Source organism: Acidovorax sp. LjRoot74, assembly GCF_964254355.1.
Classification (GTDB): domain Bacteria; phylum Pseudomonadota; class Gammaproteobacteria; order Burkholderiales; family Burkholderiaceae_C; genus Acidovorax.
Genome location: NZ_CAXUTI020000001.1, coordinates 720,562 through 739,603 on the forward strand (window position 1 = coordinate 720,562; position 19,042 = coordinate 739,603).

The 19,042-nt window shown below is 64.2% G+C and carries 20 protein-coding genes; 16 read left to right on the forward strand and 4 right to left on the reverse strand.

Going from position 1 to position 19,042, the window contains the following annotated elements:
- Nucleotides 1–28 precede the first annotated feature (28 nt).
- The 4 genes from gmhB (at nucleotide 29) to ACSQ3O_RS03380 (ending at nucleotide 2,959) form a co-directional block, all read left to right on the forward strand.
- Nucleotides 29–640 (forward strand): D-glycero-beta-D-manno-heptose 1,7-bisphosphate 7-phosphatase, encoded by a 612-nt coding sequence (gene gmhB, locus ACSQ3O_RS03365; RefSeq protein WP_298458833.1) that lies wholly within the window; start codon nucleotides 29–31, stop codon nucleotides 638–640.
- Between the two features lie 66 nt (nucleotides 641–706).
- Nucleotides 707–1,492 (forward strand): lysophospholipid acyltransferase family protein, encoded by a 786-nt coding sequence (locus ACSQ3O_RS03370; protein ID WP_436137852.1) that lies wholly within the window; start codon nucleotides 707–709, stop codon nucleotides 1,490–1,492.
- Nucleotides 1,493–1,502: 10 nt separating this feature from the next.
- Nucleotides 1,503–2,471, forward strand: coding sequence for a M48 family metallopeptidase (locus ACSQ3O_RS03375; RefSeq protein ID WP_436137853.1), 969 nt, complete (start codon nucleotides 1,503–1,505; stop codon nucleotides 2,469–2,471).
- Between the two features lie 68 nt (nucleotides 2,472–2,539).
- Nucleotides 2,540–2,959, forward strand: a complete 420-nt coding sequence (locus tag ACSQ3O_RS03380) for a rhodanese-like domain-containing protein (RefSeq protein ID WP_436137854.1) — start codon at nucleotides 2,540–2,542, stop codon at nucleotides 2,957–2,959.
- Between the two features lie 220 nt (nucleotides 2,960–3,179).
- Here ACSQ3O_RS03380 and lysM read toward each other — a convergent pair whose 3' ends face one another.
- On the reverse strand, nucleotides 3,180–3,665 hold the full coding sequence (lysM, locus tag ACSQ3O_RS03385; protein ID WP_298458823.1) for a peptidoglycan-binding protein LysM: 486 nt from the start codon (nucleotides 3,663–3,665) through the stop codon (nucleotides 3,180–3,182).
- A 170-nt stretch (nucleotides 3,666–3,835) separates the two neighbouring features.
- Between lysM and ACSQ3O_RS03390 the strand changes: the two genes are divergently transcribed.
- Nucleotides 3,836–4,603 (forward strand): type III pantothenate kinase, encoded by a 768-nt coding sequence (locus ACSQ3O_RS03390; protein ID WP_436137855.1) that lies wholly within the window; start codon nucleotides 3,836–3,838, stop codon nucleotides 4,601–4,603.
- Between the two features lie 138 nt (nucleotides 4,604–4,741).
- Here the strand turns inward: ACSQ3O_RS03390 and ACSQ3O_RS03395 are convergent, their stop codons facing one another.
- The 3 genes from ACSQ3O_RS03395 to ACSQ3O_RS03405 all read right to left on the reverse strand — a co-directional run bounded on the left by ACSQ3O_RS03395 (nucleotide 4,742) and on the right by ACSQ3O_RS03405 (nucleotide 7,082).
- Nucleotides 4,742–5,518 carry a tetratricopeptide repeat protein gene (locus tag ACSQ3O_RS03395; protein ID WP_298458817.1) on the reverse strand — a complete coding sequence of 259 codons (777 nt, stop codon included), beginning with the start codon at nucleotides 5,516–5,518 and terminating at the stop codon, nucleotides 4,742–4,744.
- A 51-nt stretch (nucleotides 5,519–5,569) separates the two neighbouring features.
- Nucleotides 5,570–6,232 carry a TetR/AcrR family transcriptional regulator gene (locus ACSQ3O_RS03400; protein WP_137747048.1) on the reverse strand — a complete coding sequence of 221 codons (663 nt, stop codon included), beginning with the start codon at nucleotides 6,230–6,232 and terminating at the stop codon, nucleotides 5,570–5,572.
- A 253-nt stretch (nucleotides 6,233–6,485) separates the two neighbouring features.
- A complete protein-coding gene (locus ACSQ3O_RS03405; protein WP_436137856.1) occupies nucleotides 6,486–7,082 on the reverse strand; it encodes a phasin family protein in 597 nt (198 codons plus the stop codon).
- 227 nt (nucleotides 7,083–7,309) lie between these two features.
- Between ACSQ3O_RS03405 and ACSQ3O_RS03410 the strand changes: the two genes are divergently transcribed.
- From ACSQ3O_RS03410 to ACSQ3O_RS03460, 11 genes are all read left to right on the forward strand, one after another.
- Nucleotides 7,310–9,295, forward strand: a complete 1,986-nt coding sequence (locus ACSQ3O_RS03410; protein ID WP_436137857.1) for an SDR family oxidoreductase — start codon at nucleotides 7,310–7,312, stop codon at nucleotides 9,293–9,295.
- 111 nt (nucleotides 9,296–9,406) lie between these two features.
- A complete protein-coding gene (gene rfbB / locus ACSQ3O_RS03415; protein ID WP_436137858.1) occupies nucleotides 9,407–10,495 on the forward strand; it encodes a dTDP-glucose 4,6-dehydratase in 1,089 nt (362 codons plus the stop codon).
- The gene (rfbD, locus tag ACSQ3O_RS03420; RefSeq protein ID WP_436137859.1) at nucleotides 10,492–11,382 is read left to right on the forward strand and encodes a dTDP-4-dehydrorhamnose reductase; all 891 of its coding nucleotides are present in this window, start codon (nucleotides 10,492–10,494) and stop codon (nucleotides 11,380–11,382) included. The genes rfbB and rfbD overlap by 4 nt, the downstream gene beginning before the upstream one ends.
- Nucleotides 11,383–11,395: 13 nt before the next feature.
- Complete coding sequence (gene rfbA / locus ACSQ3O_RS03425; protein WP_436137860.1) at nucleotides 11,396–12,280, forward strand: glucose-1-phosphate thymidylyltransferase RfbA; 885 nt, start codon at nucleotides 11,396–11,398, stop codon at nucleotides 12,278–12,280.
- Between the two features lie 6 nt (nucleotides 12,281–12,286).
- Nucleotides 12,287–12,832: a dTDP-4-dehydrorhamnose 3,5-epimerase gene (rfbC, locus tag ACSQ3O_RS03430; protein WP_436137861.1), complete on the forward strand. Its 546-nt coding sequence runs from the start codon at nucleotides 12,287–12,289 to the stop codon at nucleotides 12,830–12,832.
- Complete coding sequence (locus tag ACSQ3O_RS03435) at nucleotides 12,829–14,022, forward strand: DUF1972 domain-containing protein (protein ID WP_298458795.1); 1,194 nt, start codon at nucleotides 12,829–12,831, stop codon at nucleotides 14,020–14,022. The genes rfbC and ACSQ3O_RS03435 overlap by 4 nt, the downstream gene beginning before the upstream one ends.
- Nucleotides 14,023–14,071: 49 nt before the next feature.
- Nucleotides 14,072–15,025, forward strand: a complete 954-nt coding sequence (locus ACSQ3O_RS03440; RefSeq protein ID WP_298458792.1) for a glycosyltransferase family 2 protein — start codon at nucleotides 14,072–14,074, stop codon at nucleotides 15,023–15,025.
- A gap of 67 nt (nucleotides 15,026–15,092) precedes the next feature.
- On the forward strand, nucleotides 15,093–16,820 hold the full coding sequence (locus ACSQ3O_RS03445) for a GspE/PulE family protein (protein WP_436137862.1): 1,728 nt from the start codon (nucleotides 15,093–15,095) through the stop codon (nucleotides 16,818–16,820).
- Nucleotides 16,821–16,839: 19 nt separating this feature from the next.
- Nucleotides 16,840–18,021 carry a type II secretion system F family protein gene (locus ACSQ3O_RS03450; protein ID WP_436137863.1) on the forward strand — a complete coding sequence of 394 codons (1,182 nt, stop codon included), beginning with the start codon at nucleotides 16,840–16,842 and terminating at the stop codon, nucleotides 18,019–18,021.
- 31 nt (nucleotides 18,022–18,052) lie between these two features.
- Nucleotides 18,053–18,499: a type II secretion system major pseudopilin GspG gene (gene gspG / locus ACSQ3O_RS03455; RefSeq protein ID WP_298458785.1), complete on the forward strand. Its 447-nt coding sequence runs from the start codon at nucleotides 18,053–18,055 to the stop codon at nucleotides 18,497–18,499.
- Between the two features lie 47 nt (nucleotides 18,500–18,546).
- Nucleotides 18,547–19,038, forward strand: coding sequence for a GspH/FimT family protein (locus ACSQ3O_RS03460; RefSeq protein WP_436137864.1), 492 nt, complete (start codon nucleotides 18,547–18,549; stop codon nucleotides 19,036–19,038).
- Nucleotides 19,039–19,042 lie beyond the last annotated feature (4 nt).

Sequence of the window (19,042 nt, forward strand, 5' to 3'; positions counted from 1 at the left end):
GGTCTGTTTCCACAAGGCACCCCCTCCTATGAAACTCGTCATCCTGGACCGCGACGGCACCCTCAACCCGCTGGGGGAGGACTACATCACCTCGGCCGACGAGTGGACGGCCGTGCCCGGTGCACTCGAAGCCATTGCGCGGCTCAATCACGCGGGCTGGCATGTGGTGGTGGCCACCAACCAGCCGGGGCTGGGGCGCGGGCTGTTTGACGTGGTGGCGCTCAACGCCATCCACGCCAAGATGCACCGGCAGGTGGCGGCCGTGGGCGGGCGCATCGACGCCGTTTTCTACTGCCCCCACGCGGCCGACGAAGAATGCACCTGCCGCAAACCTGCACCGGGTCTGCTGGAGCAGATCAGCGACCGCTACGGCGTGGAGCGCCACGACGTGCAGGTGGTGGGCAGCTGTGTGGCGCACCTGCAGGCGGGTGCCGCACTGGGCGCGCAGCTGCACCTGGTGTGCACGGGGCAGTCGGCGCAGCTGCACCCGGTGGGGCCCCTGCCCACAGGGCTGCCGCCAGGCCTGCGTGTGCATGCCAGCCTGGGGGATTTTGTGGACCAGCTGTTGCCTGCGGTGCCTGCCACGGCGCCACCGCTTGCGGCCACGCCTCTGCCTGCCGTGGGTGGCCTGGCCTCCTGATACTATCAATTCAATAGCTGTAATCGCTTGATGGACAGGCGGTAGCGGCCTAAAACACCATCAAAAATGGCCTTTCTTCGTTCCGTCATTCACCTTCTCTGGATGGGCATCACCGTGGTGCCTTACGCCCTGGCCATCATGCTGGGCACCTTGCTCGGTGTGCGCGGCCTGCCGCTGTACCGCATCGCGCGGGCTTGGCTGTCGCTGTGCATCAGCGGTGCGCGGGTGATCCTGGGTATCCGGGTGGAGATCACCGGCATGGAGCACCTGCCCCAGGGCGAGAACGCCGGGGCGGTGCTGCTGGTCAAGCACCAGTCCACGTTCGAGACCTTCCTGATGCCGACGATCATGCCGCACCCCCTGGCCTATGTGTTCAAGAAGGAGCTGCTCTATGTGCCCTTCTTCGGCTGGGCCATCGGGCGGCTGGACATGATCCACATCGACCGCAGCCAGCGCACCCAGGCCTTCAACAAGGTGGTGCAGCAGGGCAAGGACCTGCTGGCCAAGGGCATCTGGATCATCATGTTCCCTGAGGGCACGCGCATCGCGCGTGGGCAGAAGGGCCAGTACAAAACCGGTGGCACGCGCCTGGCCATCGACACGGGCGCGCCCGTGGTGCCGATTGCCGTCACCTCGGCCAAGGTCTGGCCACGCAAGGCCTTCGTCAAGCGGCCGGGTGTGGTCGAGGTGTCGATTGGCCAGCCTATTTCCAGCGTCGGCCGCGAGCCCGATGAACTGATGCGCGAGGTGGAGGCCTGGATCGAAGCAGAAATGCACCGCCTGGACCCCGGGGCCTATCCGGCAACCCCCGCCGCCCCTGCGGCCCATGGGGCCGCCCCAAGCGGGAAGTAAGCCCACCGTGATGCAGCGGCTTGTGCAACTGGCGCTGGATCTGTTCGACCCGCCACCCGCTGCGGCGCCTGTGCCCGTGGCCCCGGCTGCGGGCGTGTCAGATACCAGGCCAAAAATGCCCTCTGCGCCTGATGGGCAAGCGCTGGCAGCTCCTAAAACAATAGTAAACCGCCCCTCCATCCCGGCGCCTCCGGCGGTGCCGCTGCCTTCCCTGCTGTCCCCCGCCGAATTCCGCCACCCGCAGGCCAACCGCGAGCTGCTGCTGGGCGATGCCGTCGTGGCCTATGCACTGCAGCGCGCGCGGCGCCGCAGCATCGGGTTCACGGTGGGGGCCGATGGCCTGTCGGTGCGCGCCCCCAGCTGGGTCACGCTGGGCGCAGTGGATTCTGCGCTGCGCGAGAAGTCCGACTGGATCCTGCGCAAGCTGGGCGAAGCGCGCGAGCGCCAGCAGCGCATGGAAGGCGGCCGCATTGTGTGGGCCCATGGCGCCGTGTTGCCCTACCTGGGCGAGCCCTTGACGGTGGTGCTGGACCCGAGCCACGGTTTTGCGGGCAAGGGCGGGGCGCTGGTGATGGCGGCAGGGCAGGGCGACAGCCTGCACATCGGCCTGCCCCACAGCGCCAGCCCCGCGCAGATCCGCGACGCCGTGCAGGCCTGGCTGATGCGCGACGCGCGACGCCACTTCACCGAGCGGCTGGACCACTTTGCCCCGCTCCTGGGCGTGCGCTGGGCCAGCCTGCGGCTGTCGAGCGCCAACACCCGCTGGGGCAGCGCCAAGGCCGATGGCTCCATCCGCCTGAACTGGCGGTTGCTGCACTACCGCCCGGCCATCATCGACTACGTGGTGGCGCACGAGCTGGCCCACCTGCGCGTGATGGACCACAGCCCCCGCTTCTGGGACACCGTGGCCACCGTGGTGCCCGACTATGCGCAGCTGCGCAACCGCTTGCGGGATGAGCCTGCGCCTCTGTGGGAGTAGGCGCCCGTTGCGGCGGTGCTTCGCACTGAGTGAACGAACTGAATTGCAATGACCAAGAGGACTCTGGAATGACCACTTCCCCATCCGTGACCCCCGCCGACGGCTATGCCGGTGACATCACGCCCCAGCAGGCCTGGCAGTGGGTGCAGGCCGGGCAGGCCGTGCTGGTGGATGTGCGCAGCGACGCCGAGCGCGAGTGGGTGGGCCGGGTGCCCGGTACTGCCGCCGTGGCGTGGAAACAGTGGCCAGGCATGGCGATGAATGCCGACTTTGATGCCCAGATGCGCGCCGCCGTGCCTGCTGGCACGCCTGCGGTGCTGCTGTGCCGCAGCGGCGTGCGCTCCATCGCCGCTGCGCGCCGCGCGACCGAGCTGGGCCTCACCGCCTACAACATCCTCGAAGGCTTCGAGGGCGACCCCGACGCAGAGGGCCACCGCAGCCAGCGAGGCGGCTGGCGCTTCCACGGCCTGCCGTGGAAACAGAGTTAATGCTCCTAAAAAAATAGCTGCCAGCGCTTCTCTATCAAGCGATAACAGCTATTTTGGCTTGAAATCTGCCTTGCGGCGTCAAGGGGACTGCCTTCGTTGCAGCCCCGTTCCCACAGGCTTTCGCACCACCCCCGCCCCCAGCCAGTGCACCCGTGGAACCGGCTTTGCCGGGCCACTGGGTGCGTCCCCCTTGGGGGAAGACGCGCAGCGGCTCAGGGGCTTACTTCAATCCAGGGATGCGCAGCTTCTGGCCTGGGTAGATCTTGTCGGGGTGGCTCAGCATGGGCTTGTTGGCCTCGAAGATCACGGGGTACTTGTTGGCGTCGCCGTAGAACTTCTTGGCAATGGCGCTCAGCGTGTCGCCGCGCACCACGTCGTGGTACTGGGCTTCGGGCTCGGGGTTGGTGACCTCCATCTGGTTCTCGACGCTGGTCACGCTGGCCACGTTGCCACAGCACAGGGTGATCTTCTCCTTGGCAGCCTGGGTGGGGGCGGTGCCTTTCACCGTGACCTTGCCTTCGGGGCCCTGAAAGGCCACCTGCACATTGCTGGCGCCCAGGTTCTGGGCGGCGATGTAGGTCTCGATGGCCTTGCTCGCCTTGGCGTTGAGTTCATCCTGTGTGGGAGCGGCGGCGGTGGCCGCCTGCGCATCCTTGCCGCCAAACAGCTTTTCACCGGCTTCCTTGATGAAACTGAAAAGACCCATGTCGTACCTCCTGAGGTTGCAGAAAAAGGAGAGACCACTGTAGCGGCAATGGGGGGCGGGCCCGTGTCAGACAGAGGGCGTGAAACGATTTTTCACATTCCCGTGCGGGCCGCTGTGGGGCTGTCTCGGCGGGATCAGCCCCGATTCCAAAACTCGGGATAATCCGCCGCATGACTTTTCTGGCCATCGACGTCGGTAACACCCGTCTCAAATGGGCGTTGTACGACGCTCCCCGCCCCGGGGCTGCGCTGATTGCGCATGGCGCCGAGTTCCTTGACCACATCGACCGCCTGGCTGAAGGCAGCTGGGCATCGCTGCCGCATCCGACGCGCATGCTGGGTTGCGTGGTGGCGGGAGATGCCGTCAAGCGCCGCGTGCAGGAACAGATGGAGCTGTGGGACGTGGCCCCGTCCTGGGTGGTGTCTTCGACGCAGGAGGCGGGGCTGACCAACGGTTACGACCACCCCTCGCGTCTGGGTTCGGACCGCTGGGTGGCCATGATCGGCGCGCGCCACCATGTGCTGGCACGCGGGCCCGCGCGGCCGCTGGTGGTGGTGATGGTCGGCACGGCCGTCACGGTGGAGTGCATCGACACCGAAGGCCGCTTCATGGGCGGCCTGATCCTGCCCGGCCACGGCATCATGCTGCGTGCACTGGAGACCGGCACCGCCGGCCTGCATGTGCCCACGGGCGAAGTGCGCCCCTTCCCCACCAACACCAGCGATGCTCTGACCAGCGGCGGCACCTATGCCATCGCGGGGGCCGTGGAGCGCATGTACCAGCACCTGCTAGAGCACTGCGGCCAGGAGCCCGCCTGCATCATGACCGGCGGTGCAGGCTGGAAGATGGCACCCAGCATGACGCGGCCGTTCGAGCTGGTGGACAACCTGATTTTTGACGGGCTGCTGGAGATTGCGGCGCGGCGGTTTGGGGGTTGAGGCTCGTCGCTGCTGGCGGCGGCAGTGAGCGCTTGGGCGTTTATTCGATGGTTGTAAGCCGAAAGCCGCACATGCCACGCCTGTGACCGCGCAGGTTCAGCGCGAAGGCGCGAAGCGCCTCAGGGGGATGTACCGAAGTTATTCTTCTTCGAGTTCACTCCGCGCCATTTCCACGTCCAGCCGCTCCATGGCATCCATGGGCTCGGCGGCGGCGGCTTTTTCGTACAGCGCGGTGGCTTCCTTCATCTTCTTGTCGCCTTCCAGCATGACGAGTGCATTGGCGTATTCGATCATCGCAATGGCCGAGCCGGAGTTGAGCTTGAGCGCTTCCTGGAACAGCTTGAGGCCCGTGTCCTTCTTGGCGCCGTAGGTCATTCCGCCAATCAGCGAGCCCACCTTGTCGATCACCTCGGCATGGAAGGCGCCCAGCGCGATGCGTGCGTCGGCGTGTTTGGGCGACAGGGCGATGGCCTTTTCCAGCGACTCCTTCACCTTGCCGCCCAGGCCCTGCGCCAGTGCTTTGGCCACGCTGATGCCCTGGCTGTAGCGGCCCAGCGCATAGGCGTGCCAGTACCAGGCATTGGCGTTGTTCGGGTCTTCGCTGGCCTGGGCCTCGGCACGCTCGGCCACCTGGGTGAACAGGTCCAGGCGGGTTTTCTCTTTGGGCTCCAGGTAGTTGGCGTAGATGGAGGTGGCCTTGTTGGCCACGGTGATGCCTGCGCCGCCTGCGGCCAGGCCTGCGGCAGCGGCTTTTTCAAAATCGCCGCTGTGGAACAGCGCCCAGGCTTCCAGCACGGCGGTGTCCTTGGGGCAGGGTTCGGCATCACCGCCATGCAATCGTGCCCAATGCTTCTTGACGCTCGCGGCGTCGAACGGGTAGTCGCCTGCGTGGGGGAAGGGGGTCCATTTGGCCATGGTGTCTGTCTCCGAGAGTTCTTGTTGGGGGATCTGTGGCGGGTGGCTGTGTCAGCCTGGGGCCGCCGCGTAGGCGCCTACCAGCTGCAGCAGGTGGGCCCGCTGGCCACTTTCGAGGTAGGGCATGAGCAGGTTCAGCACATGGTGGGCGCCCCGCATCAGGGCGGCCTGGGCGCTTTCGGGCTCCAGTGCGCGGCGTGGGTCGCGCACATATTCAAAGCTGAGCCAGTAGGTGAGCACCACCACCATGCTGGTGGCAGTGGCCTCCAGCTCGCGCGAGTCGATGTGCAGGGCTTCTGCACGGCCCATGCCGTCGAGCATGGCACGCACGGCGCGGGTCTTGTTCTTGAGGATGGCCTGGAAGTGGGTTTCCAGGCGCCGGTTCTTGGACAGCAGGTCGTTCAGATCGCGGTACAGGAAGCGGTACTGCCAGATCAGCTCGAACAGCGTGTGCATGAAGAACCAGGCGTCTTCCACGTTGCGCACACCATCGGCGGCGGCCAGCAGTTCGGTGAGCGAGCGCTCGTAGCGATCAAACAGCGCGTTGATCAGCTCGTCCTTGGCGGGGTAGTGGTAGTAGAGGTTGCCGGGGCTGATGCGCAGCTCGGCCGAAATCAGGGTGGTGGAGACGTTGGGTTCGCCGAACCGGTTGAACAGGTCCAGCGTGACTTCCAGAATGCGTTCTGCGGTGCGGCGTGGCGCTTTCTTCACCATGTGTGCTGGCCCTTCGCGTCGTTGTGCATCGTTGTTGCTGTGTCTCTGGTGGCTACTCTAACCCACGCCGCCATGCTGCACTGCGGCATGGCGGCGCGCTGCCATTGCCGGGCTGCAAGGTCTGCCCTGCAATGGCTTGTAACGCACTTCACGGGTTTCGCCAAAAAGAAAAGCGGCCCACACGCTGTGGCGCGTGGGCCGCTTTCAGGTGTCAGCGGTTTGTGGAGCCGCCTTTGCCCGTGGTGGGGGGCAATCAGCTGGCCGACGAAGGGCTGCTGGCGCCGGTGTCGGCGGCTGCGCGGGCTGCGGGCTTCTTGGCGGCCGCTTTCTTGGCAGGTGCTTTGGCGGCGGGCTTGGCGGCAGCCTTGGCGGGGGCGGGCTTCTTGGCGGCGGCCTTCTTGGCAGGTGCCTTGGCGGCGGGCTTGGCTGTAGGCTTGGCAGGCGCTGCCTTGCTGCCCTTGGCCAGGGCGTCCACGCGGGCGCTCAGGGCTTCCAGGTCGCGGGCCGAAGGCACGCCCAGCTTGGCCAGGGCCTTGGCCACGCGGTCTTCAAAGATGTTTTCGAGCTTGTCCCACTGGCCCTGGGCCTTGGAGCCGATGTCGCTGGCCATGGTGGTCACGCGGCTGGTGGCTTCGGTGATCTTTTCTTCGGCCACGGCCTGGGTCTTGCGCTGGATGGTCAGGCCTTCCTTGACCAGGGCTTCAAACACCTTGCCGCCTTCTTCCTGTGCCTTGGAGAAGGCGCCCAGACCGGCCAGCCAGATCTGCTGGGCGGAGTCCTTGACGGTGCTGGACAGTTGGGCGTTGCTCTTCTTCTTGTCAGCGCTGAGTTTCTGCAGTTTCTTGACCATGGGGCCTCCGTTGTGCGGTTGGTTGGGTTTGCCGGGGCGGTTTGCCTTCGACGCATGGCCGCACTGTACGCCGCACGGCGTGCAAGGTGTAGGCGTGCGCTCCTAAAAATGTAGAGCGCGCCATCTAGCATGCGCAGGCCAAGCTTGCCTAGTATCGGCGCGGGTTTCTGCTGAATCGGGGTGCGCAGGCCTTGGGCAAGAATGAAGTTATCTCAGAGGAGTTATCCATGCAGTATTTCGTGACGGGGGCAACGGGGTTCATTGGCAAGCGGCTCGTGAAGAAGTTGCTGGAGCGCAAGGGGGCGGTGGTTCACTTCCTGATCCGCAAGGAAAGTGCCGACAAGGTGGCCGACCTGCGCAGCTTCTGGGGCGTGGGCCCTGCACGCGCCGTCCCTGTGTTTGGCGACCTCACCGCCAAAAAGCTGGGCGTGGCGGCCGATGATGTGAAGAAGCTCAAGGGGCAGATCGACCATTTTTACCACCTGGCAGCTGTCTATGACCTGGGCGCCGATGAGGAAACCCAGGTGGCTGTGAACATCGAAGGCACGCGCAATACGGTGGACCTGGCCAAGGCCATCGATGCCGGCCACTTCCACCATGTCTCGTCCATCGCGGCCGCCGGCCTGTACGAAGGCGTGTTCCGCGAGGACATGTTCGAAGAGGCCGAGGGCCTGGACCACCCGTATTTCCAGACCAAGCACGAAAGCGAGAAGATCGTGCGCCAGGACTGCAAGGTGCCCTGGACGGTGTACCGCCCCGCCATGGTCGTGGGCGACAGCACAACCGGCGAGATGGACAAGATCGACGGCCCCTACTATTTCTTCAAGCTCATCCAGCGCCTGCGCCAGCTGCTGCCGCCCTGGATGCCCACCGTGGGCCTGGAGGGGGGGCGCGTGAACATCGTGCCGGTGGACTTCGTGGTGAATGCACTCAACGTCATCAGCCACCAGAAGGACATCACCAAGAAGTGCTACCACCTGGTGGACCCGGTGGGCTACCGCGTGGGCGATGTGCTGGACATCTTCAGCCGCGCGGCCCATGCGCCGCGCATGAACCTGTTCATCAACGCCGCGCTGCTGGGGTTCATCCCCAAGGGCATCAAGAAGAGCCTGATGGCCATGGCGCCCGTGCGCCGCGTGCGCAATGCCGTCTTGAAGGACCTGGGCCTGCCCGAGGACATGCTCACGTTTGTGAACTACCCCACGCGCTTTGACTGCCGCGAAACCCTGGCGGCGCTCAAGGGCTCGGGTGTGAGCTGCCCCAACCTCAAGGACTACGCCTGGCGCCTGTGGGACTACTGGGAGCGCAACCTCGACCCCGAACTGTTCATCGACCGCACGCTCAAGGGCACGGTGGCGGGCAAAGTGGTGCTCATCACAGGCGGCTCGTCGGGCATCGGCCTGGCGGCGGCGCACAAGTTTGCCGAGGCGGGCGCCACCACCATCATCTGCGGCCGCGACCAGGACAAGCTCGACGAAGCCTGTGCAGAAGCCAAGGCCAAGGGCTACCAGTTCATCGCTTATTCGGCCGACATTGCGGACATGGTGGACTGCGACCGTTTCGTGCAGCTGCTCATCGACAACCACGGCGGCGTGGACTTCCTCATCAACAACGCAGGCCGCTCCATCCGCCGCGCCATCGAGTCGAGCTACGACCGCTTCCACGACTACGAGCGCACTATGCAGCTGAATTACTTCGGCTGCCTGCGCGTGACCATGGGCTTCCTGCCCGGCATGGTGGAAAAGCGCAAAGGGCATGTGGTCAACATCAGCTCCATCGGCGTGCTGACCAATGCTCCGCGCTTCTCGGCCTATGTGGCCAGCAAGGCGGCGCTGGATGCGTGGACCCGTTGTGCGTCGAGCGAGTTTGCCGACCAGGGCATCACCTTCACCACCATCAACATGCCGTTGGTGCGCACGCCCATGATCGCGCCGACCAAGATCTACAACAACGTACCCACCCTGGCACCGGAAGAGGCGGCCGACATGATTGCCCAGGCCTGCATCTTCAAGCCCGTGCGCATCGCCACACGCCTTGGTATCACCGGCCAGCTGCTGCACGCGCTGGTGCCGCGCGTGGCGCAGATCACCATGAACACCAGCTTCCGCATGTTCCCGGATTCCACTGCTGCCAAGGGCGGCAAGGACGCCAAGCCGCAGCTGTCTGCAGAGGCGGTGGCGCTGCAACAGATGATGCGTGGTATCCACTTCTAATGACGCCTCCATTTGCCTCGGGAGGCGCGCGTTGAACTCTGTTACCCGGTAGCCGGGCGGGGTGGGATAATCGCGGGTTCTGCCGAGCAGGCATTTCACACAGCCCATCCCATGATTCTGGTTACTGGCGGCGCAGGTTTCATTGGCGCCAATTTCGTTCTTGACTGGCTTGCTGCCTCCAGCGAGCCCGTGGTCAACCTCGACAAGCTCACCTACGCGGGCAACCTGCACAACCTGGATGGGATCAAGGGCGACGCGCGCCACATCTTCGTGCAGGGCGACATCGGCGACTCCGCACTGCTGGCCCGCCTGCTGGCAGAACACAAGCCCCGCGCGGTGGTCAACTTCGCGGCCGAGTCGCATGTGGACCGCTCCATCCACGGGCCCGAGGACTTCATCCAGACCAACATCGTGGGCTCGTTCCGCCTGCTCGAAGCCGTGCGCGCCTACTGGACTGCACTGCCCGAGGGCGAGCGTGCTGCCTTCCGCTTCCTGCACGTGTCCACCGACGAGGTGTACGGCTCGCTCGCACCCACCGACCCTGCTTTCGCCGAGACACGCGGCTTTGAGCCCAACAGCCCCTACAGCGCCAGCAAGGCCGCCAGCGACCACCTGGTGCGCGCCTGGCACCACACTTACGGCCTGCCGGTGCTCACTACCAACTGCAGCAACAACTACGGGCCCTATCACTTCCCCGAGAAGCTGATCCCGCTGATGATCGTCAACGCCCTGGCTGGCAAGAACCTGCCGGTGTATGGCGACGGCATGCAGGTGCGCGACTGGCTGTACGTGAAGGACCACTGCAGCGCCATCCGCCGCGTGCTGGAAGCCGGGGCTCCCGGCGAGACCTACAACGTGGGCGGCTGGAACGAGAAGCCCAACATCGAGATCGTGAACATGGTCTGCAGCCTGCTCGATGAGATGCGCCCCCGCGCCGACGGCCAGAGCTACCGCAGCCAGATCACCTATGTGAAGGACCGCCCCGGCCACGACCGCCGCTACGCTATCGACGCCCGCAAGATCGAGCGCGAGCTGGGCTGGAAGCCTGCCGAAACCTTCGACACCGGCATCCGTAAGACCGTGCAGTGGTATCTGGAGCATGCCGACTGGGTGGCCAACGTGCAGACCGGCGCCTACCGCGACTGGGTAGAAACCCAGTACGAGCAGCAGCCCGCCCCCGCTGCGGACGCCCGCGCATGAACATCCTGCTCTTTGGCAAAGGCGGCCAGGTCGGTTGGGAGCTGCAGCGCAGCCTTTCCGTGCTGGGCACGGTCACGGCGCTGGACTTCGACAGCACCGAGCATTGCGGCGACTTCGCGAACCCCGCTGGCGTGGCCGAGACGGTGCGTGCCCTGCGCCCCGACGTCATCGTCAATGCCGCAGCCCACACTGCCGTGGACAAGGCAGAGAGCGAGGCCGACTTCGCGCGAACCCTGAACGCCACCACCCCTGGCGCGATTGCGCAGGAGGCGGCCAAGCTGGGCGCCTGGCTGGTGCACTACAGCACCGACTACGTCTTCGATGGCAGTGGCACCCGCCCTTGGGTCGAAACCGACCAGCCTGCGCCGCTGAGCGTGTACGGCCGCACCAAGCTCGAAGGCGAGCAGCTGATCGCTGAGGCCGGTGCCAAGCACCTGATCCTGCGCACCAGCTGGGTCTATGCCGCGCGTGGTGGCAACTTTGCCAAGACCATGCTGCGCCTGGCCCAGGAGCGCGAGCGCCTGACCGTGATCGACGACCAATGGGGTGCCCCGACCGGCGCCGACCTGCTGGCCGATGTCACCGCCCACGCGCTGCGCCATCTGCATAAGTACCCTGAGGACGCGGGCCTGTACCACTGCGTGGCCGCAGGTGAAACGACCTGGAATGCATATGCAAAATACGTGCTTGCGCGCGCTAGTATTGAAAATTCAGCTATTAAAATTATAGCTAAAGAGGTGGCGCCAGTCCCCACGAGCGCCTTCCCGACCCCGGCCGTGCGTCCGCACAACTCGCGCCTGAACACCGACAAGCTGCAGACCACCTTTGGCCTCCAGCTGCCCCATTGGCAGACGGGTGTGGCGCGCATGCTGGCTGAAATTCTTTGAACGGCACCCCTACATGACGCAACGCAAAGGCATCATCCTGGCCGGCGGCTCCGGCACCCGGCTGCACCCCGCCACCCTGGCCATCAGCAAACAACTGCTGCCGGTGTACGACAAGCCCATGATTTACTACCCGCTAAGCACCCTGATGCTGGCGGGCATCCGCGACATCCTCATCATCAGCACCCCGCAGGACACGCCGCGGTTTGCGCAGTTGCTGGGGGATGGCAGCCAGTGGGGTTTGAACCTGCAGTACGCGGTGCAGCCCAGCCCGGATGGTCTGGCGCAGGCGTTTGTGATTGGCGAGGCGTTTCTGGATGGCGCCCCTAGCGCGTTGGTGCTGGGCGACAACATTTTCTATGGCCACGACTTTCACGAACTGCTTGGCAGCGCCCAGCAGCGCACGGTGGGCGCCAGCGTGTTTGCCTACCATGTTCAGGATCCTGAGCGTTATGGCGTGGCCGAGTTCGATGCCCAGGGCAAGGTGCTGTCGCTGGAGGAAAAGCCTGCGCAGCCCAAGAGCAGCTATGCGGTCACGGGCCTGTACTTCTACGACAGCCAGGTGGTCCAGATGGCCAAGGCCCTCCAACCTTCGCCGCGCGGAGAGCTGGAAATCACCGACCTGAACCGCCTGTATCTGGACCAGGGCCAGCTGAGCGTGGAAATCATGGGGCGTGGCTACGCGTGGCTTGACACGGGCACCCATGAGAGCCTGCTTGAAGCGGGGCAGTTCATTGCGACGCTGGAACATCGCCAGGGCTTGAAGATTGCATGCCCCGAAGAGATTTCGTGGCGCTCGGGCTGGATTGACAGCACGCAGCTGGAGCGCCTGGCCCAACCCCTGGCCAAGAACGGCTACGGCCAGTACCTGCAGCGCCTGTTGAACGACAAGGTCTATTGATCCGCCATGCAAGCTATCCGGCAATCCATCCCCGACGTTGTATTGATCGAACCCAAGGTGTTCGGTGACAGCCGAGGTTTTTTCTATGAGAGCTTCAATCAGCAGGCCTTCAATGAAGCCACGGGCACGAACCATGCGTTCGTGCAGGACAACCACAGCCGCAGCAGCCAGGGCGTGCTGCGTGGCCTGCACTACCAGTTGCCACCCCGGGCCCAGGGCAAGCTGGTGCGGGTTGTGCGCGGGGCCGTGTTCGATGTGGCGGTGGATATCCGCAAGGATTCGCCCACCTTCGGCCAATGGGTGGGTGCACTGCTGACGGAAGACAACCACCGGCAACTCTGGGTACCGCCGGGCTTGGCCCATGGCTTTCTGGTGCTTTCCGAATCGGCCGACTTTCTCTACAAGACCACGGACTACTACAGCCCCGAGCACGAGCGCTGCATCCGCTGGGACGACCCGCAGCTGGCCATTGCCTGGCCTTCCGTGGAGGCTGCCATTCAGCTGTCTGCGAAAGACCAGGCAGGGCGCTGGCTGGCCGAGGCCGACCTTTGACGGGCTCTCTGGCTCCAGCGCCCAAGGCCCCCGGAGTCGATAGCCCTCCAGCCTCATTGCGCATCGCCATCCTTGGGGCGCGGGGTATTCCTGCAAGCTACGGTGGTTTTGAGACCTTTGCCGAGCAGTTGGCTACGCGACTGGTCGCCCGTGGGCACCAGGTCACGGTCTATGCCGAGGGCGGGGATCGCCCGGTTGCAGATACCCTGTACCAAGGGGTCCGGGTCCGCACCCGGCGCCGTCCCCGTTGGGGCGCGGCCTCGGTGCTGGCCTACGATTGCGCTTGCCTGTGGGATGCGCGCCGTGACTACGACCTCGTCTACATGCTGGGCTATGGTGCGGCCTGGGCCTGCTGGTGGCCGCGCGTCTTCGGCGTGCCGGTCTGGATCAATGTGGACGGGCTGGAATGGGCCCGCAGCAAGTGGGGCAGGGGTGCCCGCCTTTACCTGCGGTGCATGGAGTGGGTGACGACCAAGGTGGCCACGCGCCTCATTGCCGATGCCGAAGCCATCGCGCAGCGGTTCCGCCAGACCTATCCCGGCGGAGCACCCAGCAGTTTTATCGCCTATGGCGCCGAACTGGTGCAGATCGAGGACGCCGATCCTGCAGTGCTGTCGGCGTGGGGGTTGCAGGCCCACCGTTACATGCTGGTTGTAGCGCGGCCTGAACCCGAGAACCATGTCCTGGAGATCGTGCAGGGCTATGTGCGCCATGGAGGGGACTGGCCCCTGGTGGTTGTGGGCGACGTGTCGGGCGCGACCCCTTATCAGCGGCAGCTGCTGGCGCTGGCAAGTGACCATGTGCGCTTTGTGGGGGGGATCTATGACACGGCTCAGCTCAAGAGCCTGCGTGTGCATGCAGCCTGCTATCTCCATGGCCATTCGGTGGGCGGCACCAACCCATCGCTGCTGGAGGCGCTGGCCTGTGGCAACTGGGTGATCGCACATGACAACCCTTTCAACCGGGAGGTCGCGCGCGACGCTGCCGACTATTTTCAGACCCCCGAGCAACTGGCGCACAGCCTGGACCACGTGGTGAAACAAGGGGCGACTTTTCAGGCGGAGCGCAGTCGTCGTGCGCGTGGCATTGTTGCGGAGCACTACACATGGGACGGCATTGCCGATGCCTATGAAGCGTTGATGCGCGCCGAGTGCCCGCCGCGCCGCGCCTTGAAAGCGGCCCAGCGGTGAGCGCGATGGCAGGTGGGCCAGGCCTATCCCGCGTGACGAGGTGGTTCCCATGAGCGCTGCGCTGGTCGATGTGTTGCTGGCCACCTACAACGGGTCGAGGTACCTGGCGGACCAGCTGGACTCCATCCTGGCCCAGACGCACCAGGATTTTCGGATCCTGGTCAGCGATGACGGTTCGTCGGATGACACCTTGGCGATCCTGCAGCGGTACCGAGCCCGGCTGGGCGCGCGCCTGGTCCTGGTGCCAAACCCTTCTCCCGGCAAGGGCGTTGTCCGCAATTTCGAGAATCTCATGGTGGCCAGCCTGGACGATGGCGTGGCACGGTGGGCTGTTTTCTGCGATCAAGACGATGTCTGGCTGCCGGAAAAAATAGCGTCATCACTCGCTGAGATGCTGCGTATTGAGGGTGAGGATGGCGGGCAGGTGCCCTGCCTGGTGCATTCGGATCTCACGGTGGTGGATGAGGGACTGGCGGTGCTGTCCCCCTCTTTTGCCAGGTACCAGCAGATGGACCCGGCCACCTGCACACCGCTGTCGCTCCTGAGCGTGAATCAGGTGACGGGTTGCACCATGATGGTCAACCGGGCCTTGTTGAAAATGGCGCTGCCACTTCCGGCCGAGGTCATCATGCACGACTGGTGGTGCGGCCTGATCTGTGGCAGTGGGCGCCGGTCCTTCCTGGCGAGGCCTTTGATCCTGTATCGCCAGCACGGTGCGAACCAGGTTGGCGCCAAAGACCGGGGTTTGAAGACGCGGTTACGGCGCATGGTCGCGGACGGCCCTGGGGTGGTGCGCCGCGTGAAGCAGCTGGGCCGTGCCACTCATCTGCAGGCAGGCGCGTTGCAGCGGCGGCTGCGTGCCCAGGGGCTGGATGGGGGCTACGTGTCAGAATACCTCTCCTGGAGAGGTCGGCCTTTGTGGTCCAGGTTGATCAGCTATCGCCATTATTATGTCGGCCCCGAGCTGGATCGGCTGAGCCGCTGTTTGCTGTGGTTCAAATAATTCCTTCGCAAGGTGAATTTTGATAATTGCAGGGTATCTGGTTCGGAAATGTGCAAAGGCGTAGGTAATGAAGTCTTCGGCTGAAGTAATCGAAATCGAAAGCATTGATGCCGCTGCGCCCAAGCTGGGTGAAATGCTCCTTGCAGAGCAAAAACTTTCCCGCAATGACTTGGAGCGGGCGCTGGAGGTGCAGCGCTCCATGGGGGGGCGGTTGGGGCGCCTGCTCATCAGTCTGGGGCTGGTTTCCGAGGCGGACGTGTATGCCGCACTATCGCGCCAGGCAGGGTTGCCCTTGGTGCGCCAGGATGCGTTTCCAAAGGACAAGCCAGCAACCGCCCGGTTGAACACCAGCTTTCTGCTGGCCAATAATCTGCTGCCACTCGGCGATGTTGATGGCTCCGATGGCGAACAGACACTGCCAGACTTCGCATCGGTGGATCCCAAGAGTGCGCAGCTTCGGGATGCCCTGCGGCTCGTGTTCGGACAGGTGCCCAGGATTTGCTTCGGGCTGGAGTCCGAAATCTCCAGCCAGTTGAACGAGTGGTATCTGCAGGATGCTTCACAAGATGAAGAAGGTGGCGGCGAGCAGGCGGAGGCATCAGAGTTCATCGAGCACCTGCGCGACATGGCCTCCGAGGCGCCCATCATCCAGCGTGTGAGCCAGATCCTGGCGCAGGCTGTGGCCGCGCAGGCGTCGGACATCCATATTGAGACCTACGAAGAAAAATCGGTGGTGCGCATCCGGGTGGACGGAGAGATCTTTCCCATCGACGAGATCGACAACAAGGATGTACCCGCCGTCGTCTCGCGCATCAAGATCCTGTCGCAGCTGGACATCGCCGAGCGGCGCATGCCCCAAGACGGCCGTACCAAGCTGCGTGTGCACGGCAAGGAAATGGACGCACGGGTGTCTACCATCCCCACCATGTTTGGTGAGTCGGTGGTCATGCGTCTGCTGGAAAAGAATTTCGATCTGCTCTCGCTGGAAAGCCTGAACTTCACGCCTCCCACGCTCAAGACCATGCGCGAGATGCTCAGCGTGCCGCACGGGATTTTCCTGGTGACCGGGCCCACGGGTTCCGGCAAGTCCACCACGCTGTATGCATCGATGCAGGAGCTGGAAGGCGAGAACCTCAAGATCCTGACCGTGGAGGATCCGGTGGAATACCGCCTGCAGTGGCTCAACCAGGTGCAGGTGCAGCCCCAGATCGGCCTGACCTTCGCCAAGGCGCTGCGCTCCTTCCTGCGCCAGGATCCCGATGTGATCATGATCGGGGAAATGCGCGACGGCGAGACCGCCGAGATCGCCGTGCAGGCCGCCCTCACGGGGCATCTGGTTCTCTCGACGCTTCACACCAACAGTGCGCTGGGCGCCATCGTCCGCCTCATCAACATGGGGGTCGAGCCGTACCTCATCACTGCGTCCTTGGTGGGTGTGCTGGCGCAGCGGCTGGTGCGCAAGCTGTGCGCCGAGTGCAAGGCGCCGCTGTCGTCCGAGCAGTCGCAGGCCGCAGCCGCATCGCTCGGTGTGGCCGCGCCGCCCGGGCAACTGCTGTACCGGGCCGTGGGGTGTCCCGCGTGCCGCGGCACGGGCTACCGCGGACGGGTGGCCGTCCATGAGTTGCTTGTCCTGACGGACGAGGTCAAGAAGGTCGTGCTGGAGAAGGGTTCGTCCCTTGGCAATGACGGCGGGGCCTACGCCGGGGGGAACTTGTTGCAGGATGGCGCCACCAAGGTCTTCAAGGGTCTGACGACCGCAGAGGAAGTGTTGCGCGTCGCTCGTCAAAATGATTGATTTTCAATACGATGGTGTGATGGCCGATGGCAAGGCCTGCCAGGGGTCCATCCGCGCGCCCAACGAGGAGACCGCGCGGTTGCGCCTGCTCGGCCAGGGCGTGACCCCGGTGCGCATTGCGGACGCGGCTGGCGCCGTTTCGCAGGACACGCCACAGGGCCGCAGCCCAAGGCTCAAGCGGGCGGACATCCTCTTGTTCAGCCGCGAGATGGCCCACCTGAAGCAGGCGAACATGCCGCTGGACAAGGCATTGGCCATGCTCAAGGAAACGGCCGACTCGGACCGTTTGAAAGTCTTCATCTCCAAGGTGGAAGAGGGCGTGCGCGGCGGTAAGTCGCTGTATCAGTCACTGCTGCCTTTCGAGCGCGACCTGGGCCGCCAGTACCTGGTACTGATCCGTGCGGGGGAAACCTCGGGTTCGCTGCACGTGGTCATGAAAGAACTGACGGTGCAGTTGGAGGCAGCTGACAAGCTGCGCAACTACGTCATCTCGTCGATGACCTACCCGGTCATTTTGCTGGTGGTGGCCGTGCTGTCTGTTGTGTTGCTGCTGGCTTTCGTGGTGCCGCAGTTCCGTGAGATCTTCGACTCCATGGGGGACAAGCTGCCTTACACGACCCGCCTCGTGGTGAACATGAGCGATGCCATTCGCTCGCACTGGATGGCCATCATGCTGGCGGTAACGGCGTTGCTGTACCTGGGCTCACGCTGGGCCGCGACTGCGGGCGGGCGCCTGCGGCTCGACAGCCTGCTGTTGGACCTGCCGCTTTTTGGCAAGGTTTTGCGCAACCTGCAGTTTGCGGTGTATTTCAGGACCTTCGGTATCCTGCTGCAACGCGGCGTTCCCATCGTGGATGCATTGCGCATCGCGGTAGATACGCTGACTAATACCGCTCTGCGCAAGGACATCGAGCCCCTGGTCGCGCTGGTGAAGGCCGGCAAGCGGCTTTCCACCGGGTTTGTCTCGCCCTACCTCGGCAAGTCCAGCACGCCGCAGCTGATCAGGGTGGCAGAAGAAACAGGGCAGCTCGATGTGACGCTGCTGGGTCTGGCGGACCGCTATGAAGACGAAGGCCGGCGCACCATGAGCCGGGTTCTGGCCGCCATGGAGCCCTTGATCATTATCGTGCTGGGCGCATTGGTTGCATTTATCATTATTGCCATCCTGGGTGGTGTATTGTCGATTAATGACACTATCTAGATTTTCATATTTCGATTGCCAAAGAGTATCCATGAATATCACGAATATCTCCAATATCAAAAAATCCCTGCAGTCCCGCCGTTCCAGGGGCTTCACCCTGATCGAATTGCTGGTGGTGCTGGTGATCCTGACGCTGCTCGCCGGCCTGGTCGGGCCCAAAGTGCTTGACCAACTGGGCGGCGCCAAATCCAAGACGGCCAAGATCCAGATCTCCGAGATCGAGCAAAGCCTGGACCTGTTCAAGCTGGACGTGGGCCGCTACCCCAATGACGCCGAAGGCCTGCGCGCTTTGGTGGAGAAGCCCGCCACGGCACAAGGCTGGACTGCGCCCTATCTCAAGAAGGGCCTGCCAACCGATCCATGGGGTGCCGCCTACCTGTACAAGAACCCCGGCCGCCACGGCGGCCCGGACGTGTTTTCCCTGGGGGCAGATGGCAAGCCCGGTGGCGACGGCGAAAACGCCGACGTCTATAACTAAGAATTACCCGCAGCACAGGATGCCCACCCAGTGATCCACGTTGCATGATGAGGCGTTTGCGCGCACGTTGCGCAAGTCAGGTAAGCCAGGGGTTCACCTTGCTGGAGCTGCTGGTGGTGCTGGTGGTGGCCGCCATCGCGGTGTCGGTGGTTGGCGTCGGTGGACAGTCATTCATGGAGCGATCCCGCTACCACCAGACCGTGCGCGATATCGCCAATCAGCTCCAGCAGGCAAGGGCACTCAGCGTACGGGAGGGGCGGTCTGTGGTTGTCACCTATCAGCCTGAAGTCCGCAAGCTCCTCATCGATGGTCGGCTGTACCTGGATATCCCCCCTGTGTTGCAGGTCCAGTGGGATGCCTTGGAGCGCGGCAGTGCTGGGGTAGCGTCTGGGTCAGGCGTCCCGCTCTTTGTGTTCAATCCCGATGGCGGTGCCCGGGGGGGGCGGTTGGCGGTGTTGCGAGGGGGGCAAGGCTTGGCCTTTCGGGTGAACTGGCTGCTGGGCACGGTAGAGCAAGCTGCTGCCGTGGCGCCGTCATGACGGT